The following is a 24314-nucleotide window of genomic DNA, read 5'->3' on the forward strand; positions in this document are numbered from 1 at the left end:
GCCGGAGCGGGCGCCGCGCGCGGTGCCGGCGGCGGCACCGCGGGGCGCGGCGCCGGGGCACGCGCGACGTAGTCGCCGCCCGCCCGCCGCGGCAGCTCCGCGATCCACGTCGACGGCAGCGCGAAGTTCAGGTTCTGCGCGTCCTTCAAGAAGAAGGTGACGATGCCCACGAGGCGGCCGTAGGCGTCGAAGAGCCCGCCGCCGCTGGAGCCGGGCGAGATCGGCACCGTGGTCTGTACCGCCTGCAGCTTGCCGTCCTTGTCGCGCCGCAGCCCCGAGAGCAGGCCGTCGCTGAGGGTCAGCGTCATGCCGCTCGGGTTGCCGATCGCATACAGCTTGGAACCCACCCGCAGCGATGCTTCCTCGGCGATCTCCACGACCGGCGCGGCGAGGCCGGCGGCACTGAGCTGGCACAGGTCGCGCTCCGGGTCCTTGTAGCGCAGGGTGGCGCGGATGCGCGGCCCGCCGTGCGACACCGCGATCACCTTGGCCTTGCCCACCACGTGGCAGTTGGTGATCAGCTCGGTCGGCGCGATGACCACGGCGCTGCCCAGGCTGCCCTTGCCGTCCTCGTCCAGCGTCTCGACCAGCCAGACGCTGGGGGCGATGCGCTCGTAGAGGTCCTCGGGATTCAGCGCGACACGCTGCGCGCCGGCGGCGCCCGCCACCAGCGTCGCCACCGCCGCCACCGCCAGCCTGAACCTGCGCCGTCCCGCTTCCATGTTCCGGAATCTAGCAGCGTCCGCGCTCAGGCGAGGCTGCGGCGCAGCCAGTCCGTGAAGGCTGCACACTCCCAGCGGTCCATCGTGCCGGTTCGCCAACACAGGTAGTGGGCGTGCGGGCTGGGCACGTTGCGCGGGGACAGGCGCTCCAGGCTGCCGTTGTCCATCCAGGGCTGCCCCAGCTTCAGGCGCACCAGCGCGATCCCCAGGCCCTGGGCCGCGGCGTCGCACATGAGCCCGATGTCGTTGAAGGTGGAGCCTTCCGCCGGCTCGGGGGCGTCGATCCCGTGGGCGAGGAACCAGGTGCGCCAGGGTTCCAGCGGGCTCCTGATCAACTTTGCCGCGAGCAGCTCCTCGGGGCTGTCGAAGGGCCCGTGCTCGCGCAGGTACGCGGGCGAGGCGAGCGGCGTGACTTCGTCCGTGAGCAGGCACAGGTGCTCGACGTCGGCGTAGCGGCCGCTGCCGAAACGGATCATCAGGTCCGCGTCCTCCGCCACCACGTCCAGCAGCGGGATGGAGACCTGCAGCGTGAGATCCACTTCCGGGTAGGCGTCGATGAAGCCGCGCAGCCGCGGCATCAGCATGGAGCGCGCGAAGGTGGGCGTCACCGCCACGCGCAGCTTGCGCTTGCCGCCCGTCGCATCCCGGCCCGGGAAACGCCCGAGGACCGCGAGCCCTTCGCGCACGTGCGCCAGGTATTCGCTGCCTTCGGTGGTGAGCGAAAAATCGGCGCGGCCGAACAGCTTGGCGCCCAGGATCTGTTCGAGCTGGCGCACCCGATGGCTCACCGCGCTGGGCGTGACGAACAGTTCGTCGGCCGCCTGCGTGACGGAGCGCAGCCGCGCCAGGGCCTCGAAGGTGACGAGGCACTGGATGGGCGGGATGCGCGGCGCGGACATGGGGGTGGGTCCCGCCTACGCGGGGAGGACGCGGCGCGTCACTTGAAGATCACCGTCTTGTGGCCATTGAGCAGCACGCGGTGTTCGCTGTGCCACTTCACCGCGCGCGCCAGGACCATGCTTTCCGTGTCTCGGCCCGTGGCCGTGAGGTGCTCCACCGAGTACGAGTGGTCCACGCGGGCGACGTCCTGCTCGATGATCGGGCCTTCGTCCAGATCCGCGGTGACGTAGTGCGCCGTGGCTCCGATCAGCTTAACGCCGCGCTCGTGCGCCTGGTAATAGGGCTTGGCGCCCTTGAAGCTGGGGAGGAAGCTGTGGTGGATGTTGATCGCCCGGCCCGAGAGCTTGCGGCACAGGTCGTCCGACAGGATCTGCATGTAGCGCGCCAGGATCACCAGCTCCGCGCCTTCGGCCTCGATCACTTCGTACTGGCGCGCCTCGGCCTGCGCCTTGGTCGCGCCGGTCAGCGCGATATGGTGGAAAGGCACGTTGTAGCTGGCGGCCAGCTGGTAGAAGTCGCGGTGGTTGGAGATGATGGCCCGGATGTCCAGCGGCAGCAGGCCGCTCTTCCACCGGAACAGCAGGTCGTTCAGGCAGTGGCCGTCCCTGCTGACGAAGATCACGGTCTTCATCGGCTGGGTGGAGGCGTGCAGCTTCCAGTCCATCTGGAAGCCTTCGGCGAACAGCTTCAGCTGCAGGCGCAGGTCGTCCTGCGTCAGCTGCCCGCAGGCGAAGCGCACCCGCATGAAGAACAGGCCGGTGGCATGGTCGTTGTACTGCGCCGCCTCCTCGATGTTGCCCCCGCGCTCCAGCAGGAAGCCGGAGACGGCGTGGACGATCCCGGGCCGGTCCGGGCAGGAAAGGGTGAGGATGTAGGCTGCCGACATATGTTGCGATTGTGGCAGGCGCGCGATTGACGGCCCGGCGCGGGGATGGGCATGATGCCCCAGCCAGAACAACGAACGTTGGGGACCATGCGACGCCGTCACTTCTCCGCCGCCTTGCCGGCGGCCCTGCTGCTTGCCGCGCCGGCGCGCAGCCAGAGCCTCCAGGGGCTCCTGGACGATTTCATCCGGCCGCGCGGCGCGCCCGGACAGCCCGCCCAGGGCGGGCCACAAGGACTCGCCGGCATCAGCGAGCTGGACGCCAGCCGCGGCTTGAAGACGGCGCTGGAGACCGGCGCGACCGCCGCGGTCAAGCTGCTCGGTCGCCACGACGGCTTCCTCGCGAACCCGCAAGTCCACATCCCGCTGCCCAAGGCGCTGCTCGACGCCGCCAGGCTGCTGCGAAGCCTCGGCATGGGGCGGCAGCTGGACGACCTGGAGGTCTCGCTGAACCGCGCCGCCGAATCCGCGGTGCCCATGGCGCAGAACCTGCTGGTCAACGCCGTGAAGAACATGAGCGTGGCCGACGCCAAGAAGATCCTCACCGGCGGCGACACCTCGGTCACGGAGTTCTTCGCCGACAAGACGCGCGAGCCGCTCTCCGGCAGCTTCCTGCCGGCGGTGCACCAGGCGACTTCGCAGGTGGGCCTGGTCAAGCAGTACGACCGGCTCACGGGCAAGGCGCAGGGCCTGGGCCTGTACCAGCCCGAGGATCCCAGCGTGGACCACTACGTCACGCGCAAGGCGCTCGACGGCCTCTACTTCATGATCGGCGAGGAGGAGAAGAAGATCCGCCGCGACCCGGTCGGCACCGGCAGCGCGATCCTCGGCAAGGTGTTCGGCGCGTTGCGCTAGCGGTGCAGAATGGGGGCTCGCCACCAGGAGTCTCGCATGGCCTACAACGACTTCAACATGGACAGCCACTGGCTGCCCTTCACGCCCAACCGCCACTTCCGCAAGGAACCCCGCGTGTTCACCCGCGCGGATGGCATGACCTTCACCACGCACGACGGCCACGAGGTCGTCGACGGCATTTCCAGCCTCTGGTGCGTGGGTGCGGGCCACAACCGCAAGCCCATCAACGAGGCGATCAAGAAGCAGCTCGACACGCTCGACTACGCGACGGCCTTCCAGGCCAGCAACGACCAGGCGTTCCTCGCGGCGGAAAAGATCGCGGCGATGGCCCCCGGCGACCTGAACAAGGTGCTGTTCTGCAACTCCGGCTCCGAGGCGGCGGACACCTCGCTGAAGGTGGCGCTGGCCTACCACCGCGCCCGCGGCGAAGGCCACCGCAACGTCTTCATCGGCCGCGAGAAGGGCTACCACGGCGTCGGCTTCGGCGGCATGAGCGTGGGCGGCATCCCGGCCAACCGCAAGGTGTACGGCACGGCGCTGCTGCCGCGCGTGGACCACCTGCGTTTCATCCACGACCCGGCCAATGCCTACATCCACAACCAGGAGCCGGAATCGAAGGAGGACTTCCTCGCGGAGCTGGAGAACCGCCTCCTGCCGCTGCACGACCCGAGCAACGTGGCAGCGATCATCGTCGAGCCGGTGGCCGGTTCGGCCGGCTGGTACCTGCCGCCCAAGGGCTACCTCAAGCGCCTGCGCGAGATCTGCGACAAGCACGGCATCCTGCTGATCTTCGACGAGGTGATCACGGGCTTCGGCCGCCTGGGCACTAACTTCGGCGCGGACTTCTACGGCGTCGTGCCGGACATGCTGAACTTCGCCAAGTGCGTCACCAACGGCGTGATCCCGCTGGGCGGCGTGATCTGCCGCGACAAGATCTACGAGCAGATGATGAAGACCGACGCGCCGGAGCACGTCATCGAGTTCTTCCACGGCTACACCTACTCGGGCCACCCGGTGGCCTGCGCCGCCGCAGTCGCCACGCTGGACCTGTACCAGAAGGAAGGCCTGTTCCCGCGCGCCGCCGAGATGGGCAAGGTGCTGGGCGACGCCTTCCACTCCACGTTCAAGGGCCTGCCCAACGTGGTCGGCATCCGCAGCCTGGGGCTGGCGGCGGCGGTGGAGCTGACGGGCCTTCCCGGCACGCCGGGCAAGCGCGCCTACGACATCTTCATCGACTGCTTCAAGAAGGGCGCGCTGGTGCGCCCCGCCGGCGACGTGCTGGTGATCGCCCCGCCGTACATCGTGGAGAAGAGCCACATCGACCGGCTGGTGAACACGCTGGCGGATTCGATCCGCAAGCACGCCTGAACCGGATCCGGCGCCGCATGGATCGCCCTGGATCGGGTCCGGGGCAGGCTCCTCAGGGCCGGGAGGACATCCGGGGTGGCAACTGCCGCCGGAACTCCTCGCAGTAGTCCTTTCCGGTCGCTTCCCCCGGCAGCGCCAGCGTTTGGGCGTGTACCGTGGCCGGCAAGTGCCGGGGCACGCCGACGTCCTCCTGCACGTGGCCGGCGCCCGCGAGCAGCACCACGGTCTTGCCGGGGGCAAGGGCGCCCGCGATCGTTTCGGCCATCGCCCGGTCGCGTGCGATCTGGATGCGCGTCATGGGCGTGATCTGGCTTTCGGGCAGCATCTCGCAATGCCCCAGGCGCACGGCCTGCTGCTGCGCCTTCAGCGCAGGCCCCGGCAGCAGCTGGTCGAGGCTGACGTCCTGCATGGCGGCGCGCTGCTGCTCGCGCGGCAGGTTGGCGCCCAGCACGGGCACCCCCGCGCGCACGGCGGCCATCACGGCCGGGCGGTAGCGGGGCCAGGGCCAGCCTTGCGCGTTCCAGCGCAGCGCTTGCTGCACGTCGGACTCGCTGGCGCCGGCCGGCAGGCCCGCCGTGGACGTTCCCCGTTCCGCCATCTCCAGCGCCACCGCGGCCAAGCGGCCGTTCCCGGCGAGGGACGCGACCCAGCGTTCGTGCAGGCCGGGATGCGCGCTCGCGTCATGCTGCTCGCCGATCAGGAGCGCGTCGACACCGGCGACATCGGGCAGGGCGGGGGCCGCCGCGCAGCCCGCGAGCAGGGCGCAGGCCGCAACGGCGAGGTTCAGGCGCATGCGGGGATACTACGCCCCCGATGTCCTTGTCCGTGTTCCTGCGCGCTGGCGGCACGCTGTTGCTGGCCCTGGCGGCCGCCCTCGTGTGCGCCTGGTTGCGTACGCCGCTCCCCTGGATGATCGGCCCGCTGGCCACCTCGCTGGCGTCCATCGCCGGCGCGCCCACGCGGACCTGGCCGCCCTTGCGCAACGCCGGCCAGTGGCTGATCGCCACCTCCCTGGGCCTGTACTTCACGCCGCAGGTCACCGCGCTGGTCGCCAGCCTCTGGTGGGCGATCCTGCTGGCGATCGTGTGGGCGCTGGCCCTGGGCTGGGGCTTCGGCCGCTGGCTGCATGCGCGCCATGCCCGGCGCATGCACGGCGGCGCGGGCAGCGCCTGGGCCACCACCTATTTCTCGGGCTCCATCGGCGGCGCCTCGGAGATGACGCTGCTGGCCGAGCGCGAAGGCGGGCGCAGCGACATGGTGGCCGCGGCGCACACGGTGCGGCTGGTGATCGTCACGCTGGTGGTGCCGATCGCCTTCCAGTACTCCGGCCTGCACGGCATCGACACCAGCCTGCCCGGCGCGCGCTTCGTGGACTGGCGCGGGCTGGCGCTGCTTGCCGTGCTGACGGCGGCGGGCGGCTGGCTCATGGCCCGCACCGGCCGCGCGAACCCCTGGTTCATGGGCGCGCTGCTGGTGAGCATGGGGATCACGATGGCGGGGATCGAGTGGTCGGCGATGCCGCGCGAGTTCACCAACGCGGCGCAGTTGCTGATCGGCGTCAGCCTGGGTGTGCGCTTCCAGCGCGAGTTCCTGCGTGCCGCGCCGCGCTGGCTGCTGGACGTGGCGCTGGGCACCCTCGCCATGGTCGTCCTGTGCGCGGCAGTGGCGCTCCTGCTGAGCTGGGGAACCCATCTGCACCCGGCGACCCTGGTGCTGACCACCTCGCCCGGCGGCATTGCCGAGATGGCCATCACCGCCAAGGTGCTGCAGCTCGGCGTTCCCGTGGTCACCGCCTTCCAGGTCTGCCGGCTCGTGGCCGTGCTGGTGCTGGTCGAGCCGCTGTACCGGCGCGTGCGTCCCCCGGGCTAAAAAAAACGCGGCCGAAGCCGCGCTCAACCTTGGATTCGGTGCCCGTCAGTGGATGACCAGAGGGTTCTGGGCCAGCTCGGCATAGCCGTCCAGCGTCTCTTCCACTTCTTCCTGCGTGGGGGTGTTCAGTTGCCAGGCGTTGATCTGGCGCTGGAAGGCGTCGGCCCAGGTGCCGTCGAGGTAGACCTCCTTGTTGGAGCGCTTGTCGACGATCTCGAAGCCATGGCGCACGCTGCTCGGCAGCGTTTCGCCCTCGGCGGGTTCATTGGCCTGCAGGTGCACCACCACGAAAGAATCGGAGTCATAAAGCATTTGCATGAGCGTTCCTTTTGCCTTTAGCTGGCTGCATCGGGCTCCGATTCAAGTGTGGCACTCAAAGAGGTTCCCCGCAGGCACCGGCCGGATTGGCCATGGACGTAATTTAGGTGGACGCGGACTCATGGCCTGTCGGTTGAGGACCAGCGCTGATCGACCGAGCCACCGTCCGGGTTTGTCAGACGCAGGCGCACGGGCGCGTAAGCCTGTCCGGGAGCCAGCCACAGTTCGATGCGCTGGTCGTACTCCCGGCGCGGCGGTCGTTCCAGCTTGAGCGCGGGCACCTCGCCGCCCGGCAGTGCGAGTCGTTCCTCCCCGACCACGCGAAACAACCACTCGTCGGCTTCCCGGGTGGTCGCGGTGGGAATGGCCAGCTGTGCGCCGGGCACCAGCTGCGCGGGCCGCGCCGCGGCGAGCATCGCGACTTGCAGCAGCACGCTGAGGCGGTCCTGCATGCCCGCCACCCAGTCGGCCTGCGGCCGGTTGTTGCTGAAGACGACCCGGCCGCCCTCCGGGTCGAAATGGGTGGCCTGCTCCCCGCGCGAGCGGTCCGAAAAACGTTCGGGCGCCAGGCCGTGCGCACCGATCGCGCCGCTGCTTTGCTGCACCCGTGGCCGCAGCCCCGCCGCCGCCAGTTCCAGGCGCGCCTGGTAGCGCGCGCCGTCCTGCCGCCAGTCCAGGTGTGCCTGGCCGGTGCTGGTGACGCCGCGCGTGCGGATCTCCAGCGTGTAGTGCAGGACCGCCGACGGCCAGGCGGTGAGCGCGTCGGGCCAGGGCGAGGACGCAGGCTGGTTGCCGGCAGGCGCCGGGCGGGGCGCCGCGGGCGGCTTGCCGGTGGTGCCGGGCCGGCCGGTGCGCGGCGGCGCGGAGCGCGCAGGCACAGGCGGGGAAGGCGCAGCCTGCGCGACGGGCACCGGCGCGGCCGGTGGTGGCGGCGGCACCGCGATGCTGCGCGTGAGGAAACGCGTCGCCGCCTCCCGCTGCGGCGCCAGCACGGGCGCGTGCGGTCGCAGCACGGCCAGGTGCACGGCCAGCACGGCGACGGTGAGCAGCACCAGCTGCCGCGCCCGCCCGTGCCGGCCAGGGTTCACTTGCGGTGGCCCAGGTCGCTCGAGAGCTGGGCCGCCACGCGCCGCAGCGGGGCGTCCACCGCGCCGCCCCACTCCGGGTCGAAGCTTCCCGAGGGCCCCAGGGCCACGATGCCCAGCGCCATGTGGCCGTCGGAATCGAAAACCGGCACGCAGAAACCCACGATGCCGGGCAGCAGCGTGTCGACCACGCGCGAGGCGCCGCGCTGGCGCACCTGCTCCAGCAGGGCGCGCACTTCCGCGAGGGTGCCGGGCACGTCGGTGCGGCCCTGCTTCTGCGCGCGCGCCATCTCCTCCTTCAGCATGGGAGCGATGGCCTCCTTGGGTGCGTAGGCGGCAAAGCACTGGCCGGTGGCGGACGTGAGCAGCGGCATCACATCCCCCAAACGCAGGTTCACCGTGACGGCCGACGGGGATTCCTCCCAGTGCACGATGGTCGGTCCGTGGTTGCCCCAGACGGCCAGGGCCAGGGTGTGGCCGATTTCCTCCATCAGGCGCGCCACGCGCTCGCGGGCGAGCTTGACCGCGTCCAGCCGCTCCAGCGCCGCCAGCCCCAGCTTCAGCGCCGCCGGCCCGAGGTCGTAGCGCGTGCTTGCCGCGTCCTGCACCACCAGTTGCAGGCGCTGGAAGCTCACGAGGTAGCGGTGCGCCTTGGCGGCGCTCATGTTCGCCGCCCGCGCCAGGTCGCGCAGCATCAGCGGCCCGTCCGCCGCGCCCAGCACCTGCAGCAGACCGAAGCCGACCTCGACCGATTGAATGCCTGCGCGCTCCCCTGCGGCGCTCATCCCCGGCACCCGCTAGAATTACGATTAGGTAAATTCATTTCACTATGCGTAATGGTCCGGGCGGACTCTAGCGCATCCCCCAACCGAGGTCCATCGATGAAATTGGCAACGTACAGGGACGGTTCGCGCGACGGGCAGCTGGTGGTGGTCTCGCGCGACCTGCAGTCGGCGCATTATGCGACCGGCATCGCGCACCGCCTGCAGCAGGTCCTGGACGACTGGAATTTCCTCGCCCCCCAATTGCAGGACCTGTACGACACCCTCAACGGCGGCAAGGCGCGCCATGCCTTCCCCTTCGATCCCGCGCAGTGCATGGCGCCGCTGCCGCGCGCCTACCAGTGGGCCGACGGCTCGGCCTACCTCAATCACGTGGAGCTGGTGCGCGCGGCGCGCAACGCCGAAGTGCCCAAGACCTTCTACGAGGATCCCCTGATGTACCAGGGCGGCAGCGACGACTTCCTCGGACCGCAGGAGGATGCGCACTTCCTCAACGAGGATTGGGGTATCGACTTCGAGGCCGAAGTGGCGGTCGTCACGGGCGACGTGCCCATGGGCGCGACGCCGGAGCAGGCGCTGGACGGCGTGCGCCTGCTCATGATCGCCAACGACTGGAGCCTGCGCAACCTGATCCCGAACGAGCTGGCCAAGGGCTTCGGCTTCTTCCAGAGCAAGCCCGCGACGGCGTTCAGTCCCGTGGCGGTGACGCCCGACGAACTCGGCGACGCGTGGCAGGGCGGCCGCATCCAGCTCGTGCTGCAAAGCGCCTGGAACGGCCGCAAGGTGGGCATGTGCGACGCCGGGCCGGACATGACCTTCCACTTCGGCCAGCTGATCGCCCACGTCGCCAAGACCCGCAACGTGCGCGCCGGCAGCATCGTGGGCTCCGGCACGGTGAGCAACAAGGGCGTGAGCGACGGCAAGGGCCGCATGGACTGGCCCAAGGGCTACAGCTGCATCGCCGAGAAGCGCGCGATCGAGACCATCCAGGACGGCAAGCCCTCCACCGAATTCATGCGTTTCGGCGACACGATCCGCATCGAGATGAAGGGCAAGGACGGCCAGAGCGTGTTCGGCGCGATCGAGCAGCGCGTCACGGGCCCGCAGGATTCCCCCACCGAGAAGTAAGCATGCAACGGAGAAACTTCCTCGCCGCGTCCGCCGCGGCGCTCGCCACGCCCTTGTCCGCGGTGGCGCAATCCTGGCCCGACCAGCCGGTGCGCTGGATCGTGCCGTATCCCGCCGGCGGCGGCACCGACGTGATCGCCCGGGCGGTGGCCGAGGCGCTGCGTCCCGCGCTCGGACAGCAGGTGCTGGTCGACAACCGCCCCGGCGCCGCCACCAACATCGGCGGCGACCTGGTTGCCCACGCCAAACCCGACGGCTACACCGTCATGTCGGCGGACAACGCCATCCTCGCCTTCAACGAGCACCTGTTCGGCAAGCTGCCCTTCAGCCCCGAGAAGGACTTCAGCTACCTGGGCGCGATCGGCCGCTTCCCGCTGGCGCTGGTGGTGCACCCGTCCTTCCCGGCGAAGACGGTGCAGGAGTTCATCGCCCATGCCAAGGCCAACCCCGGCAAGGTGAACTACGGCTCGCCCGGCAACGGTTCGCCGCACCACCTGGCCATGGAGCTGTTCAAGAACCGCACGGGCACCTTCATCACGCACATTCCCTACCGCGGCATGGCGCCCGCGCTGCAGGACGTGATGGGCGGGCAGGTCCCCTGCATGTTCCTGGACCTGGCCGGCGGCCTGTCCGTGATGCAGTCGGGCAAGGTGCGCGTGCTGGCCATCGGCTCCGCGGCGCGCGCCGCCGCCTTGCCGAACGTGCCGACGCTGGCCGAGTCCGGCGTGCGCGACACGGAGGTCTTCGCCTTCCAGGGCGTGCTGGGTCCGGCGGGCCTGCCGGACGCGATCGTCACGCGCTTCAACAGCGAGCTGAACAAGGCCCTGGCCAGCCCCGAGGTGCGCAAGCGCGCGGCGGACTTCGGCATGGAGATCCTGCCCGGCACGCCGGCGCAGTTCAAGGCGCTGGCGCGGGCCGAGGCGAAGCGCTGGGGTCCCATCATCCAGGCCGCCGGCGTCAAGCTGGATTGATCGCGTCCGCGGGGGCATCGGACCTTCGTCCAATGCGCCCGTGCACGGACGGCCGGAACAATCCGGCCATGAGCATCAACGTCCGCGTGATCCAGCCGCCGGACTTCCTGCGGGTGAGCACGGACGGCCAGGTCGACCTCGCCATGGGCAAGGCCCTGCTGGCGCAGGTGGCCGCCGCCGCCGCCCCGCTGGAGACGTACGAGGTGCTCATCGACATCCGCAACGTCGTCGGCCGCCTGAGCGCCGAGGATCTGCACGAACTGGCCGGCAGCCTCATCGGCTTTCGCCACACCTTCCTGCGCCGCACGGCGGTGCTGTGCCCGCGCGAGCGTTTCGACAACGCGCGCTTCTTCACCCTGCTCGCGGCGAGCTACGGCTTCTCCCGCATCCGCGCCTTCCTCGACTACGAGGACGCGATGGAGTGGCTGATGTCGTCCGACCCCGCCTGAGCGCTTCCCCGCGGGACAGCCGCGTCCCGCATACTGCGGCCCGATGAAGGCCGCCGCACCGCGCTGGGCCTGGCTGCCCGCCGAGGGCTCCTGGGCCTACCACCTCCTGCTTGCCGCCACCGGCATCCTGGTGCTGGGGCCGCTGGCCGGCGTGACCGCGGCGTACATGAATTTCTCGCTGGGCGTGTTCGTCGGCGGACAGGTGCTGGCGGGCCTGCTCGGCTCCGCCGTCACCGCGGGCTACGGCGCCTCGGGGCGGCACGGCGCGAACTACATCCAGACCGCGGCCGCGTCGGTCGCCAGCATGAGCGCGATGGGCGTGCTGGTGCAGGCCATGGTGTGGATGGGACTGCCGCAGCCCCCCGCCTGGAAGCTGGTGGCCTATTTCACCTGCATCGGCATGTTCGGTGTCGGCGTGGGCATGTTGTACACGCCGGTGCTGGTCGACCGGCTGCAGCTCGCCTTCCCCTCGGGGCTCGCCGTCGCGAACATCCTGCGCGCGCTGACCGACCCGCTGCTGCTGCGCCGCTCGCTGGGGCGGCTGGGCGGCGGGGTCGCGGCCGGCCTCGCCACCGGGCTGGCCGCCAACCGCCTCGCGTGGCTGGGCAACATCCATTTCTCCGCTTCCACCCTCGGTGCGGGACTGGTGGTCGGCCCGCGCATAGGCACCGCGGCGATCGTGGGCGGCGTGCTGGCCTGGGCGCTGCAGCCCTTTTTCGTGCGCATCGGCTGGCTGGAGCCGGGCGATCCCTTTCGCAAGATCACCTTCCTCATCGCCCTGGGCCTGATCATGGGCGCGGCGGCGGTCGACCTCGCGCTGATCTTCTGGCGCGCCCTGCCGCGCGCGCGTGCGCAGGCCGTGCCGCAGGCGCCGCTCGACGGGTGGCGCCGCGTGCACCGCGGACGGCTGGTGGCCTGGGTCCTCGCCTGGGCGGCCGGCACGGTGGGCGCGGGGCACTTCCTGCTCGGACAGCCCGTGTTCTTCCAGCTGCTCGCGATCGTGCTGGTGTTCCTGTTCGCGATGGTCAACGGCATCTCGGTGGGCATCAGCGACTCCAACCCGATCTCCTCCGCCTTCGTGGTCTCCGTGGTGGTCATGGCCTTGCTCGGGCTGGCCGATCCCGCGGTGGGGCTCATGGCCGGGGCGGTGCTGCTCGTATCCACCAGCGTGGCCTGCGACATGCAGCAGGACCGCTCCACGGGCTGGCGCCTGGGCACGCCGCGCGTGCTGCAGTTCCGCTACCAGGTCCTCGGCATCCTCGTCGGCGCGGTGCTGGCGGTGGTGTTCGCGCGCCTCTTCATGGCGGCCTACCCCGTGCTGCTGCAGGACCAGACGGTGCTCAAGGCCGGCGAGCAGCCGGCGGAGTGGACCTCCGCGATGACCTACAAGTTCGTGGGCGTGCTGCGCAGCCTCACCGACGACAAGCCGTACCAGCGCACGGCCATCCTGGTGGGCGTGGCCATCGGACTCGCGATCGAGGTCGCGCGCAAGCGCTGCAAGCCGCGCAGCTTCCTCGTCGACGCCATCCTGCTGCCGTCCCCGTATGCCGTGTCCTTCGGCGGCTTCCTGCCGCTGCAGGCCTCGCTGTGGTTCGGGGCGGGCGGGATCCTCGCCGGCCTCGTGCAGGCGCGCGGGACCCAGCGGCAGGACCTGCCCGAGGACATGAGCGGGACCTCGCTCTTTGGCGGTGGCCTGATCGCGGGGGACGCGCTGGCGGCGCTCGCGATCGGGGCCGCGGGGCTGCTCGCGACGGTGCTCTAGGGGCCTGCTGCTAGCCCGGGAGCAGCACGTGGTCGACGACGTGGATCACGCCGTTGGACTGGTACACGTCGCTGGTGGTTACCACCGCGGAGCCGCCCTTGGCATCCCAGACGACGACATCGTGCCCGCGCATCGTGGCCGTGAGCGTGCCGCCGCTGGCGGTTTTCAGCATCGCCTTGCCGCCGCCGGCCTGGATCTGCTGCGCGAGCGCCTGCGCGTCGATGCGCCCCGGCACCACGTGGTAGGTCAGCACCTGCGTGAGCATGCCCTTGTTCTCCGGCTTGAGCAGCGAATCGACGGTGCCGGCGGGCAGCATGGAGAACGCGCTGTTGGTGGGCGCGAACACCGTGAACGGTCCGGAGCCCTTGAGCGTGTCGACCAGGCCCGCAGCCTTCACGGCAGCGACGAGCGTGGTGTGGTCCTTGGAATTGACCGCGTTGTCGATGATGTCCTTGCCGGGATACATGGGCGCGCCGCCGACCATCTTGGTGCCCATCGCACCCATGGTGGCCGTCGAGCCCGCCGCGGAGGCGTTCTGGTCGATCATGACGCCGTGGCCATAACCTTCGGCGAAGGAGGTGCCGGCGAAGGCGGCGAGGACGGTGGCGGCGCAGGCGGCCGCGAGAAGACGTTGACGTTGCATGGTGCGCTCCTGAGTTGTCGGAAGAGGAGCCGTATCCGGCCCGCTCACCTGCCAATACGCGGGAGACGCGCCGGTGGATTCAGAGCCGCAGCCAGGAAGTGCCTTTTTCCTCCGCGCGCGCCTCGTCCAGGGCGGCGAGGAAGCTCTCGCACCACCAATGCACGTCGTACTTGCGCACCGTGCGCATGAGCGCCTGGTGCCGCTCGCGCCGTTCCTCCACCGGCATCTGCAGCGCCAGCAGGATGGCCGTGGCGGTGCCTTCGGTGTCGTAGGGGTTCACCAGCAGCGCTTCCCGCAACTGCTCCGCGGCCCCGGCGAAGCGCGAGAGCACCAGCACGCCGGGATCGTCCTCGTCCTGCGCCGCCAGGAATTCCTTGGCGACGAGGTTCATGCCATCGCGCAGTGGCGTGACCAGCGCGACGCGGCTGGCCTTGTACAGGCCGGGCAGGCGCGCGCGCGGCACGGTGCGATGGATGTAGCGCACCGGCATCCAGTCCAGCTCGCCGAAGTTGCCGTTGATGGAGCCGCACAGGCTTTCCAGCTCGTGCAGGATGTCGGTGTATGCCCCCACGTTCTCGCGGCTGGGCGAGGCGATCTGGATCAGCGTGGCGCTGGAGCGCAGCTCCGGATTCTTCGCCAGGAACTCGCGGAAGGCGCGCAGGCGCTGCGGCAGGCCCTTCGAGTAATCCAGGCGGTCGACCCCCACCAGCAGCTTGCGCCGGTAGTACTCGCGCTTCATGCGCTCGTACATCTCCACGGCTTCGGGGCCGGCCGCGAGCTGCTTGAATTCCTCGACGTCGATGCCGATCGGGAAGGCGCCCGCGTGCACCGTGCGGCCGAACGCGCGCCAGCGCTTTTCCTCCAGCCGCTGCGCGTGCGCCTCGGTCTCCACGTAGCGGGCGAAGTGGTCCAGGTCGGACTCGCTCTGGAAGCCGACCAGGTCGTAGGCGAACAGGGCACGGACCAGCCAGTCGTGGCCGGGGATGGCCGCCAGGATCAGCGGCGGCGGCAGCGGGATGTGCAGGAAGAAGCCGATGCGCTGCGTGCAGCCCAGCGCGCGCAGTTCGGCCGCCAGCGGGATCAGGTGGTAGTCGTGCACCCAGATCACGTCGTCCTCGCGCAGCAGCGGCAACAGCTTGCGCGCGAACAGCTGGTTCACGCGCCGGTAGCCCGCGATGTAGCCGGCGTCGAAGTCGGCGAGGTCCAGCCGGTAATGGAACACCGGCCAGAGCACGCCGTTCGAGTAGCCCAGGTAGAAGGCGTCGTGGTCGACCTGGGTGAGGTCCACCATCGCCAGCTTCACCGGCCCGGCCTGCTGCAGCCGCACGTCGTCGTCCTCGCTGTGGTCGACGACGCGGCCGCTCCAGCCGAACCACAGGCCGCCGGTGTTGTTCAGCACCTCCGCGAGCGCCACCGCCAGCCCCCCGGCGGCTGTCTTGCGCGGGTCGGCGATGCGGTTGGAAACGACGACCAGGCGGCTCATGGCCCCTCCGTCAGATCACCGTGTCCCAGGGCGCCGACAAGCGAACCGCTGCATTGATCGTGCCCACCATGGAATAGGTCTGCGGGAAGTTGCCCCACATCTCACCGGTGACGGGGTGCGTGTCCTCGGACAGCAGGCCCAGGTGGTTGCGGCTCTTGAGCATGACCTCGAAGATCTCGCGCGCCTGCGCCTTGCGCCCGATGCGCGCCAGCGCGTCGATGCGCCAGAAGGTGCAGATGTTGAACGCGGTCTCCGGCTTGCCGAAGTCGTCGGCCGCCTCGTAGCGGCGCATGTAGGGCCCGTCGCAGAGCGACTTGTCCAGCGCGTCGACGGTGGCGATGAAGCGTGCGTCGTTCGGGTCGATCATGTTGACCTCCGCCATGAGCAGCGCGCTGGCGTCGAGGTCGCGGCCGCCGAAGCTCTCCGCGAAGGCCTGGCGCTCCTCGCTCCAGGACTCCTTGAGGATGCGCGAACGGATGACGTCGGCGCGCTCGCGCCAGTAGCGGATGCGCTCCGGCAGCCCCAGCGTCGCCGCGATCTTGGCCAGGCGGTCGCACGCTGCCCAGCTCATGAGCGCCGAGGAGGTGTGGATGCGGGCGCGCGTGCGCAGCTCCCACATGCCGGCGTCCGGCGTGTCGTAGATCTTGAAGGCCTGCTCGCCCACCGCTTCCATGTGCGCGAACTCCGCGCGGCCGGCCCGCTTGAGCAGGCGGTGGTCGTGGAACGCCTGCGCCGCGCCCAGCAGGATGTTGCCGTACACGTCGTGCTGGAAGTGTTCCTGCGCCTGGTTGCCGACGCGCACGGGACCGTAGCCCCGGTAGCCGGGCAGGTGGTCGAGGATGAACTCGGGCAGTTTCTCCTCCTGCCCGATGCCGTACAGAGGCTGGATGTGGCCGCCGCCGGAGCGGATCACCACGTTCATCAGCCAGCGCAGGTACTCCTCCATCGTCGCCACTTCCGAGATGGAGTTCAGGGCCCGCACGACGAAGAAGGCGTCCCGCAGCCAGCAGTAGCGGTAGTCCCAGTTGCGGCCGCTGCCGGGCGCCTCCGGGATGCTGGTGGTCATCGCCGCGACGATCGCGCCGGTGTCCTCGAACAGCGAGAGCTTGAGCGTGATGGCCGCGCGGATCACGGCGTCCTGCCACTCCAGCGGCAGCGACAGCGCGCGGGTCCACTGCTTCCAGTAGGCCACCGTCTCCTGCTCGAACAGGCGGGCGGTGTCCTCGATGCCGCCGGCCAGGGTCTCGTCCGGGCCCATGATGAAGTTCATGGGCCGGTCGACCACGAAGAAGGTTTCCGCCAGCACGTACGAGATCGGCGCGTCGGTGTTCACCCGCAGGGTGTTGTTGCCCGAGACGTAGCGGATGTGCGTGCTGCCCTGGGTCACCGTGGGCTTGGCCCGGCCCCAGTCGAACTTCGGCCGCAGCAGCACGCGCATGCGCGGCGAGCCGGAAATCACCTTGACGCGGCGCACCAGCGTGAGCGGGCGGAAGGTGCGGCCGCGGCTCCAGAACCGGGGCGCCAGGTCGGTGACCTCGATGCCCTGGCCCTTGCGGTCGTACATGCGGGTGCGCAGCACCGCCGTGTTGGGCTCGTAGGCCTGCTCGGTGCGCTCGTAGTCCTCCAGTTCGAAGGCCCACATGCTGCCGTTCTCGCTGGGGTCGAGGATCGCATTGAACACCGGGTCGCCGTCGAAGCGCGGCAGGCAGCACCAGACGATGCGCGACTGCTGGTCGATGAGCGCGCTGTAGGCGCAGTTGCCGATCATGCCGACCTGCAGGGAGTTCGGCGTCACCAGGTTGGGCTTGTTGTTCATGCGGTTCTCGTTGTACGGGCGGCCAGGGCCGCCTCCAGTTCTTTTCGCAGCGTCGTCGGATCGGCCACGCGCTGCCACGCGACCGTGGCCCCTTCGCCCACCTTGATCCCCAGGCCGCCCAGGCGCTGCACCGTGGAGAAGCCGACCTCGTCGGTGACGTCGTCGCCGATGAACACCGGCGTGCGGCCGGCAAAAGGCGGCTCCGCGAGGAAGTCCTCGATCGCCCGCCCCTTGCTCGCACCGCCGGGCTTGGCCTCGACCACCATCTTGCCGCGCAAAAGGGTGAGTCCGGGCGACTCGTCGACCGCGTGCTGCATGGCCCTGACGCACACGCCCTCCAGTTCCGGGGATTGGCGGTAGTGCAGCGCCAGCGAGCCGCGCTTGTTTTCCACCAGCAGGCCCGGGTGCAGGGCGGCGAGTTCACGGGCCGCGTCCTCGACATGGTCCAGCGGGTGCGTGTTCAGCAGGTGCACCTGGCCGTCGGCACCGCGCCGCTCCGTGCCGTGCACGCCGGCGACCGCCAGCTTCACCGGCTCGAGGTAGGCATCGATCTGGGCGATCGGGCGCCCGGAGATGACCGCGACGGCACCGTGCAGGTAGGCATGGACCTCCCGCAGCACGGCAAGAAGGGGCCCGGGCACGTGCACGGCGTCGGGCTGTGGTGCGATGTCGACCATGGTCCCGTCGAAATCCAGGAACAGGGCGCAGGAGGGATGGAGGATCTCCACGAGCGTCATGCAGCGTGACCGTAGCAAAGCCGGGTGCGCCCCGCCAGACCGGCTGGACACCGCACGGGGTAAGAGTTTTCCTACGCCAGGGCTGGCGCACAATGCCCGGCCATGGGGCTGCCTTCTTCCTTGGTTCGTGCTGGATTCGCATTGTGCCTGCTGCTCGGGGCGGGCCTGGCCCACGCGCAGACTTCTTGCCCGCCGCCGGCGCCCACTCTCGACAATCTGCGCCCCGAACAGCTGCGCGCGGACGTGCGCGACCGTGGCTTCCTGTGGCGGCTCACGCGGGATGGCCGCAGCTCCTACCTGTACGGCACCGTGCACGTGAGCCGTCCCGAGTGGGTGGTCCCGGGGCCGACCGTGGAGCGCGCCTTGCGCGACAGCGAACTGCTGGCCCTGGAACTCGACCCCGGCGATCCGGCGCTGGCCCAGGTGTTCACCGCGCCGGGTGACGTCGCGCGCAACGAGCGCGTGCTGGCCGGGCTGGGACCCCGCATCGCCCGTGCCGCCGTGCGCGAATGCGTGCCCACCGCCGGGTTCGCGGCGATGCGGCCCATCCTGCAGGTCACGAGCCTGAGCCTGTACCAGACGCGGCGCGATGGCTTCCATCCCGAGCTCGCCGTCGACGCCATCCTCTGGGGCATGGCCGGATCCCTGGGCACGCCGGTCGTGGGACTGGAAACGCCCGCCTCGCAAGTGGCCGCGCTCACGCCCGCCACCGAAGCCGACGAGCGCGTCCTGCTGGCGCAGTCGCTGGCCGAGATCGAATCCGGCGAAGGCCGCACCGTGATGCGCCGCCTGCTGCAGGCCTGGGCCGATGGCGACGAGCGCGCGCTCGCCACCTATCCCGACTGGTGCCGGTGCATGGACACGCCCGAGGAGCGCCGCTACCTGCAGCGCCTGAACGACGAGCGCAACGGCCCCCTGGCCGACCGGCTGGCCGCGCTGCACGCGCAGGGCCGGCGCGTCTTTGCCGCCGTCGGCGCCTTGCACATGACGGGCCCGCAGGCCCTGCAAGGGCTGTTGCAGGGCCGCGGCTTCGACGTGCAGCGCATCCCCTTTCCTCCTTCGCAGGCCAGGCCATGACCATCGACTACAGCCGCTACGACACCCTCAACATCGCGCGCCGCGGCCCCGGCGACACGGTGCTCGACATCCAGATGAAGGCGGCCAACGGCAAGCTGCCGACGGCGGGGCACGCGGGCCACCGCGAGCTGGCCGAGATCTGGCGCGACGTGGGCGCCGACGACAGCGTGCGCTGCGCCGTGCTGCGCGGCGAAGGCCTGGGCTTTTCCGGCGGCGGCGACCTCGCGCTGGTGCAGGACATGGCCAACGACTTCGAGACGCGCTCGCGCGTGTGGAAGGAGGCGCGCGACCTGGTCTACAACGTGATCAACTGCGACAAGCCCATCGTGAGCGCGCTGCACGGGCCGGCGGTGGGTGCGGGGCTGGTGGCCGGCCTGCTTGCGGACATCTCCGTGGCGGCGCGCGACGCGAAGATCGTCGACGGCCACACGCGCCTGGGCGTCGCGGCGGGCGACCACGCGGCCATCGTGTGGCCCTTGCTGTGCGGCATGGCCAAGGCCAAGTACTACCTGCTGCTGTGCGAGCCCGTCAGCGGCGAAGAGGCCGAACGCATCGGCCTGGTCTCGCTGGCGGTGGACGCCGACCAGCTGCTGCCCAGGGCCTACGACATCGCCGACCGGCTCGCGCAGGGCAGCCAGAGCGCGATCCGCTGGACCAAGTACGCCCTGAACAACTGGCTGCGCCAGGCGGGCCCGAACTTCGACACCTCCCTCGCGCTGGAGTTCATGGGCTTCGGCGGGCCCGACGTGCACGAAGGCCTGGCCTCCTTGCGGGAAAGACGGCCGCCCAGCTTCTGAGGTGCGGCGGCGGGGATAATCCCGGCATGAAGACCGCGTTCGCCTCCCTGCTGCTCGCCTGCGCCTTTGCTGCCCATGCCGGGGCGCCCGCGCCCGTGGCCATCCAGGGCGCCTGGGCCCGCGGCACGGTGGCCGGCCAGGACTCCACCGGCGCCTTCATGACGCTTACCGCGCGCGAGCCGCTCACGCTGCTGGGGGCGGAGACACCGGCGGCGGGCATCGTGGAAATCCACCAGATGAAGATGGTCGGGGACGTGATGAAGATGAGTGCCGTTGAGACGCTGCCGCTGGCCGCGGGCCAGCCGCTGCAGCTCGGCCCGGGCGGCTACCACTTCATGCTGATGGACCTCAAGGCGCCTTTCAAGCCCGGCAGCAGCGTCGCAATGACCCTACGCTTCCGCGACGGCCAGGGCAAGGAGCGCAAGCTGCCGGTGAACGTCCCGATCGCGCTCGCCGCACCGACGGCGCACAAGCACTAACCCCTTGCCGGGAACTGGGGTTAAGCTCACGGCCAAAGCACCCAGAGGAGCGCGCCATGAGTGACAACACGAACTACGGCTTTGCCAAGCTGGTCCCGGGTTTCGACTTCCTGCAGAGCCTTGCGAAGGGCGCGTCGCTGCCGCAGCTGCCGAGCCTGTCCAACTGGATCGCGCCCACGCTGAACGTGGAGGAACTGGACAAGCGCATCCAGGAACTGAAGGCAGTGCACTTCTGGCTGGACCAGAACGGCAAGGCGCTGGCAGCCACGATCCAGGCCCTGGAAGTGCAGAAGATGACGCTCGCCACCTTGCAAGGCATGAACTTCAGCATGGGCGAGGTCGCCAATGCGCTCAAGGTCAAGCCGGCGGAGAAGGCGGCCGCCGCCGCCCAGAAGCCGGCGCCGGCAGACGTGGCCACCCCTGGCAAGGGCGAGGCCGCGGGCGAGGCACCCAGGCCCAAGGCAGCCAGGGGCAACGGGGATGCCGGTGGCGGCGCAGCACCGGTGGACCCGCTGCAATGGTGGGGCGCGCTCACGCAGCAGTTCCAGGAAATTGCCGTCAATGCGATGAAGGACGTGGCCCAGAAGGCCAGCGTGGAGAGCGCAAAGAGCGTGGCTCCCGCCGCCGCCAAGCCGGCGCGCAAGGCGGCCAGGAAGGGCGCCGCCCGCAAGAGCGCGGGCAAGCGCGCGCCGGCGTCGTAGGAGTTCCCCATGCGCCTGTTCCCGTTCGGCCACGCCACGCATCCGCAATGGGAGCTGGCCGCCGGCCTCGTGCTGGCGCAGCTGCGCGCGCAAATGACGCTGCACGGCTACGCGGCCAACCCCACGCTGGGGCTGCTGTACATCACCGACCACTATGCAGGCTCGGCGCAAGCGATCCTGGATCACTTCAGCGCTGAACTGCCCACGGTGACCGACTGGTCCGGCACCGTCGGCGTGGGCATCGCTTCGTCCAACGTGGAGTACTTCGACGAGCCGGCGCTCGCGGTGATGCTGTGCGCCGTGCCTTCGGACCAGTACCGCGTCTTCTCGGGCGTCTCGCCGCTGCCGGCCAGCTTCCGGCCGCACACGGCGCTCGTCCACGCCGATGCGGGAACGCCGGAGCTGGCCGACCTGATCGCGGAAATGGCGGACCGCACGGCGACCGGCTACCTGTTCGGCGGGCTGGCGTCCAGCCGTTCCGAGGTCGTGCAGTTCGCCATCGGCGGCAACGGCAACCTGCGCGGCCACGGCAAGGCGGGCGGCGTGTTCACCGGCGGCCTGTCGGGCGTCGCCTTCGGCGAGGGCGTGCAGCTGGTCTCGCGCGTCACGCAAGGCTGCCAGCCGGTCGCGCCGGCCCGCCGCATCACCGGCGCCGACGGCAACCTCGTCACGCAGCTCGATGGCGAGCCGGCGCTGGACGTGCTGCTGGAGGACCTGAACCTCACGCTGGACGCGCCGCAGTCCGCCATCGCCGCCTTGCGCCAGACGCTGGTCGGCCTCACGCAGGCGTCCGAGGACGTGGTGAGCCGCACCGGCAACTTCGGCGCCGACGTGGTGGTGCGCCACATCATCGGGCTCGATCCGAACCGGCGCGGCGTGGCCATCGCCGAGCGCGTGGACGAAGGCATGCAGCTGGCGTTCTGCCGCCGCAACGTGGAAGCCGCGCGTGCCGACCTGGTGCGCATCTGCTCGGAGATCCGCGAGGAGCTGGAGCCGGAGGAGCTGTCGCTTGCCGTTGCCAGCGCGCTGGCCTCGTCCGAGGCGGCCAGCGCGCCCAACCCCGCGCGCCAGATCGCCGGCGCGGTGTACGTGAGCTGCGCCGGCCGCGGCGGCCCGCACTTCGGTGGCCCCAGCGCGGAACTGCAGGTGGTGCGGCGGGCGCTCGGCGACGTGCCGCTGGTGGGCTTCTTCGCCGGCGGCGAGATCGCCCGCACGCACCTGTACGGCTACACCGGCGTGCTCACGGTGTTCCGCTAGCGGCGGCGCACCGGCCGGAAGGCGCCGAACTCCCGGTCACGCATCGCCAGCACCAGCGTGTGGCGTTCGCGCCTCTTGGCCGGCAGTTTGGCACCACTCGCCGGCTGCCCGCGCGCGCACTATGGCCGCCGGACCGGGCATGGTCCATGATCCGCAGCGGAGGAGAAAAGGCGAATGAGCACCTTCGTTGCCGAAGAAGCGGTCGCGCCGGCGCAAGCGCACGCGCACCCGAACCAGTTCGCACTGCTCAAGCAGCGGCGCTTCGCGCCCTTCTTCTGGACGCAGTTCGCCGGCGCGGCCAACGACAACCTGTTCAAGTTCGCATTCACCGTGATGGTCACCTACCAGCTGCAGGTGGCCTGGCTGCCGCCTGCGATGGCGGGGCTGGTGATCGGCGCGCTGTTCATCCTGCCCTTCCTGCTGTTCTCCGCCACCAGCGGCCAGCTCGCGGACAAGTACGACAAGCGCAGCCTGATCCGCTTCGTCAAGTGGCTGGAGGTCGCGATCATGGTGCTGGCCGCGGCCGGCTTCTTCGCCGCCAACGTGACGATCCTGCTCGCGTGCACCTTCCTCATGGGCCTGCACTCGACCTTGTTCGGCCCCGTGAAGTTCGCCTACCTGCCGCAGCACCTGGGCGAGCGCGAGCTCACCGGCGGCAACGGCATGGTGGAGATGGGCACCTTCGTCGCCATCCTGCTGGGCAACGTGGCCGGGGGCTTGCTCATCGCCGTGCCGCAGGTGGGCGCGCACTGGGTGGGCGCGTGCTGCATCGCGCTCGCGCTGGCCGGCCGGCTGGCCGCGCAATTCATTCCGGCGTCGCCCTCGACCGACTCCGGCCTGCGCATCAACTGGAACCCGTTCACCGAGACCTGGCGCAACCTGAAGCTCGCGCACGGCAACCTGGTGGTGTTCCGCTCGCTGCTGGGCATCAGCTGGATGTGGTTCTTCGGCGCGGTCTTCCTCAGCCAGTTCCCCAGCTTCGCCAAGGAGGTGCTGCACGGCAACGAGCAGGTCGCCTCCCTGCTCCTGGTGGTGTTCTCCATCGGCATCGGCGTCGGCTCGCTGCTGTGCGAGATGCTGTCGCGCCGGCACGTGGACATCGGCCTGGTGCCGCTGGGCGCCATCGGCATGACGGTGTTCGCGGTGGACCTGTACTTCGCGGCGCGCGGGCTGCCGCCGTCGGCCGCGCTCACGGTGGCGCAGTTCCTGGCGATCCCGGCGCACTGGCGCGTGATGGCGGACCTGGTCCTGCTGTCGCTGTTTGCCGGCCTCTATTCGGTGCCCATGTACGCATTGATCCAGCTGCGGGCGCAGCCCACGCACCGTGCCCGCATCATCGCGGCGAACAACATCCTCAACGCGCTGTTCATGATCGCGAGCTCGCTGATCGCGGGCGCGCTGCTTGGCGCCGGTGCGACGATCCCGCAGGTCTTCCTGTTCACCGGCATCGCCAACGCGCTGGTGGCCGCCTACATCTTCCTGCTGGTGCCGGAGTACCTGCTGCGCTTCCTGGCCTGGGTGCTGAGCCACATGGTCTACCGCTTCCGCGTGCGCGGCGAGGAAAGCATCCCCGTCGCCGGCCCCGCCGTGCTCGCGTGCAACCACGTGAGCTTCGTCGACGCCGTGCTGCTGATGGCTGCGAGCCCGCGGCCCATCTACTTCATGATGGACCACCGCATCTTCCAGGTGCCGGTGCTGGGGTGGGTGTTCCGCCTGGCCAAGGCCATCCCGGTGGCCCCGCAGAAGGAAGATGCGGGCGTGTACGAAGCGGCCTTCGAGCGCGCCGCGCAGGTGCTGCGCGAGGGCGACCTGCTCGCGATCTTCCCGGAGGGCTCGATCACGCGCGACGGGCAGCTGCAGCCGTTCAAGGGCGGGATCATGAAGATCGTCGAACGCGCCCGGGAAGAAGGACTGTCTCCGCCGGTGGTGCCGATGGCGCTGACGAACCTGTGGGGCTCCTTCTTCAGCCGCATCGAGAAGGACGGCGCGATGGTGCGCCCGTTCCGGCGCGGCATGTTCAATCGGGTGGGGCTGCACGTGGGGCCGGCCCTGCCGGCGCAGCAGGTGCAGCCGGAGCTGCTGCAGCAGCGGGTGGCGCAGCTGCTGGCAGCCTAGCTGTGAAGTGTCAACAGGTTCTTTCGAGGAATCGGGAGCCGAGACACGGGTGACACCAGGTTGATGCCGTGGTGGGGGCGGTGCCAGTTGTAGAAGTGAGTCCAGGCCGGCAAGGCC

24 protein-coding genes are annotated in these 24314 nt (G+C 70.1%); 13 read left to right on the forward strand and 11 right to left on the reverse strand.

Going from position 1 to position 24314, the window contains the following annotated elements:
* The 3 genes from AC3EGR_RS25040 to purU form a co-directional block, all read right to left on the reverse strand.
* A partial coding sequence (locus AC3EGR_RS25040) for a S1C family serine protease (protein WP_488549250.1) occupies positions 1-722 on the reverse strand: 722 nt, incomplete at its 3' end.
* Positions 723-748: 26 nt separating this feature from the next.
* A complete protein-coding gene (locus AC3EGR_RS25045) occupies positions 749-1621 on the reverse strand; it encodes a LysR substrate-binding domain-containing protein (RefSeq protein WP_488549251.1) in 873 nt (290 codons plus the stop codon).
* Positions 1622-1659: 38 nt separating this feature from the next.
* A complete protein-coding gene (gene purU / locus AC3EGR_RS25050) occupies positions 1660-2508 on the reverse strand; it encodes a formyltetrahydrofolate deformylase (RefSeq protein WP_488549252.1) in 849 nt (282 codons plus the stop codon).
* Positions 2509-2595: 87 nt separating this feature from the next.
* Between purU and AC3EGR_RS25055 the strand changes: the two genes are divergently transcribed.
* Positions 2596-3360 carry a DUF4197 domain-containing protein gene (locus AC3EGR_RS25055; RefSeq protein WP_488549253.1) on the forward strand — a complete coding sequence of 255 codons (765 nt, stop codon included), beginning with the start codon at positions 2596-2598 and terminating at the stop codon, positions 3358-3360.
* Positions 3361-3396: 36 nt separating this feature from the next.
* Positions 3397-4728, forward strand: coding sequence for an omega-aminotransferase AptA (aptA, locus tag AC3EGR_RS25060; protein WP_488549254.1), 1332 nt, complete (start codon positions 3397-3399; stop codon positions 4726-4728).
* A gap of 52 nt (positions 4729-4780) precedes the next feature.
* Here the strand turns inward: aptA and AC3EGR_RS25065 are convergent, their stop codons facing one another.
* On the reverse strand, positions 4781-5521 hold the full coding sequence (locus AC3EGR_RS25065; RefSeq protein ID WP_488549255.1) for a ChaN family lipoprotein: 741 nt from the start codon (positions 5519-5521) through the stop codon (positions 4781-4783).
* Positions 5522-5541: 20 nt separating this feature from the next.
* Between AC3EGR_RS25065 and AC3EGR_RS25070 the strand changes: the two genes are divergently transcribed.
* Positions 5542-6597, forward strand: a complete 1056-nt coding sequence (locus AC3EGR_RS25070) for an AbrB family transcriptional regulator (RefSeq protein WP_488549256.1) — start codon at positions 5542-5544, stop codon at positions 6595-6597.
* 45 nt (positions 6598-6642) lie between these two features.
* Here the strand turns inward: AC3EGR_RS25070 and AC3EGR_RS25075 are convergent, their stop codons facing one another.
* From AC3EGR_RS25075 to AC3EGR_RS25085, 3 genes are all read right to left on the reverse strand, one after another.
* On the reverse strand, positions 6643-6915 hold the full coding sequence (locus AC3EGR_RS25075; RefSeq protein ID WP_488549257.1) for a BTH_I0359 family protein: 273 nt from the start codon (positions 6913-6915) through the stop codon (positions 6643-6645).
* 119 nt (positions 6916-7034) lie between these two features.
* Positions 7035-8003: a DUF3108 domain-containing protein gene (locus AC3EGR_RS25080; protein ID WP_488549258.1), complete on the reverse strand. Its 969-nt coding sequence runs from the start codon at positions 8001-8003 to the stop codon at positions 7035-7037.
* Positions 8000-8785 carry an IclR family transcriptional regulator gene (locus tag AC3EGR_RS25085; protein WP_488549259.1) on the reverse strand — a complete coding sequence of 262 codons (786 nt, stop codon included), beginning with the start codon at positions 8783-8785 and terminating at the stop codon, positions 8000-8002. The genes AC3EGR_RS25080 and AC3EGR_RS25085 overlap by 4 nt, the downstream gene beginning before the upstream one ends.
* A 96-nt stretch (positions 8786-8881) precedes the next feature.
* Between AC3EGR_RS25085 and AC3EGR_RS25090 the strand changes: the two genes are divergently transcribed.
* From AC3EGR_RS25090 to AC3EGR_RS25105, 4 genes are all read left to right on the forward strand, one after another.
* Positions 8882-9910, forward strand: coding sequence for a fumarylacetoacetate hydrolase family protein (locus AC3EGR_RS25090; protein ID WP_488549260.1), 1029 nt, complete (start codon positions 8882-8884; stop codon positions 9908-9910).
* A 2-nt stretch (positions 9911-9912) separates the two neighbouring features.
* Positions 9913-10881 carry a Bug family tripartite tricarboxylate transporter substrate binding protein gene (locus tag AC3EGR_RS25095; protein WP_488549261.1) on the forward strand — a complete coding sequence of 323 codons (969 nt, stop codon included), beginning with the start codon at positions 9913-9915 and terminating at the stop codon, positions 10879-10881.
* Between the two features lie 68 nt (positions 10882-10949).
* Positions 10950-11330 (forward strand): hypothetical protein, encoded by a 381-nt coding sequence (locus tag AC3EGR_RS25100; protein ID WP_488549262.1) that lies wholly within the window; start codon positions 10950-10952, stop codon positions 11328-11330.
* A 43-nt stretch (positions 11331-11373) separates the two neighbouring features.
* Positions 11374-13092 (forward strand): OPT/YSL family transporter, encoded by a 1719-nt coding sequence (locus AC3EGR_RS25105; protein ID WP_488549263.1) that lies wholly within the window; start codon positions 11374-11376, stop codon positions 13090-13092.
* Between the two features lie 10 nt (positions 13093-13102).
* Here the strand turns inward: AC3EGR_RS25105 and AC3EGR_RS25110 are convergent, their stop codons facing one another.
* From AC3EGR_RS25110 to otsB, 4 genes are all read right to left on the reverse strand, one after another.
* The gene (locus AC3EGR_RS25110; protein WP_488549273.1) at positions 13103-13639 is read right to left on the reverse strand and encodes a fasciclin domain-containing protein; all 537 of its coding nucleotides are present in this window, start codon (positions 13637-13639) and stop codon (positions 13103-13105) included.
* A gap of 175 nt (positions 13640-13814) precedes the next feature.
* Positions 13815-15218: an alpha,alpha-trehalose-phosphate synthase (UDP-forming) gene (gene otsA / locus AC3EGR_RS25115; protein WP_488549264.1), complete on the reverse strand. Its 1404-nt coding sequence runs from the start codon at positions 15216-15218 to the stop codon at positions 13815-13817.
* A 10-nt stretch (positions 15219-15228) separates the two neighbouring features.
* Positions 15229-17034 (reverse strand): glycoside hydrolase family 15 protein, encoded by a 1806-nt coding sequence (locus tag AC3EGR_RS25120; RefSeq protein WP_488549265.1) that lies wholly within the window; start codon positions 17032-17034, stop codon positions 15229-15231.
* Positions 17031-17771: a trehalose-phosphatase gene (otsB, locus tag AC3EGR_RS25125; protein ID WP_488549266.1), complete on the reverse strand. Its 741-nt coding sequence runs from the start codon at positions 17769-17771 to the stop codon at positions 17031-17033. The genes AC3EGR_RS25120 and otsB overlap by 4 nt, the downstream gene beginning before the upstream one ends.
* A gap of 243 nt (positions 17772-18014) precedes the next feature.
* Here otsB and AC3EGR_RS25130 point away from each other — a divergent pair, with 243 nt between their 5' ends.
* The 6 genes from AC3EGR_RS25130 (at position 18015) to AC3EGR_RS25155 (ending at position 24197) form a co-directional block, all read left to right on the forward strand.
* On the forward strand, positions 18015-18848 hold the full coding sequence (locus AC3EGR_RS25130) for a TraB/GumN family protein (protein ID WP_488549267.1): 834 nt from the start codon (positions 18015-18017) through the stop codon (positions 18846-18848).
* Entirely contained in the window at positions 18845-19645 is an 801-nt protein-coding gene (locus AC3EGR_RS25135; RefSeq protein ID WP_488549268.1) for an enoyl-CoA hydratase/isomerase family protein, read from the forward strand. The genes AC3EGR_RS25130 and AC3EGR_RS25135 overlap by 4 nt, the downstream gene beginning before the upstream one ends.
* Positions 19646-19671: 26 nt before the next feature.
* A complete protein-coding gene (locus tag AC3EGR_RS25140) occupies positions 19672-20124 on the forward strand; it encodes a copper chaperone PCu(A)C (RefSeq protein ID WP_488549269.1) in 453 nt (150 codons plus the stop codon).
* A gap of 56 nt (positions 20125-20180) precedes the next feature.
* Positions 20181-20825, forward strand: coding sequence for a PhaM family polyhydroxyalkanoate granule multifunctional regulatory protein (locus AC3EGR_RS25145; protein WP_488549270.1), 645 nt, complete (start codon positions 20181-20183; stop codon positions 20823-20825).
* A 9-nt stretch (positions 20826-20834) separates the two neighbouring features.
* On the forward strand, positions 20835-22082 hold the full coding sequence (locus AC3EGR_RS25150) for an FIST signal transduction protein (protein ID WP_488549271.1): 1248 nt from the start codon (positions 20835-20837) through the stop codon (positions 22080-22082).
* Between the two features lie 174 nt (positions 22083-22256).
* Positions 22257-24197, forward strand: coding sequence for an MFS transporter (locus AC3EGR_RS25155; RefSeq protein ID WP_488549272.1), 1941 nt, complete (start codon positions 22257-22259; stop codon positions 24195-24197).
* Positions 24198-24314 lie beyond the last annotated feature (117 nt).

The sequence above is a fragment of the Ramlibacter sp. G4-7 genome (genome assembly GCF_057784995.1).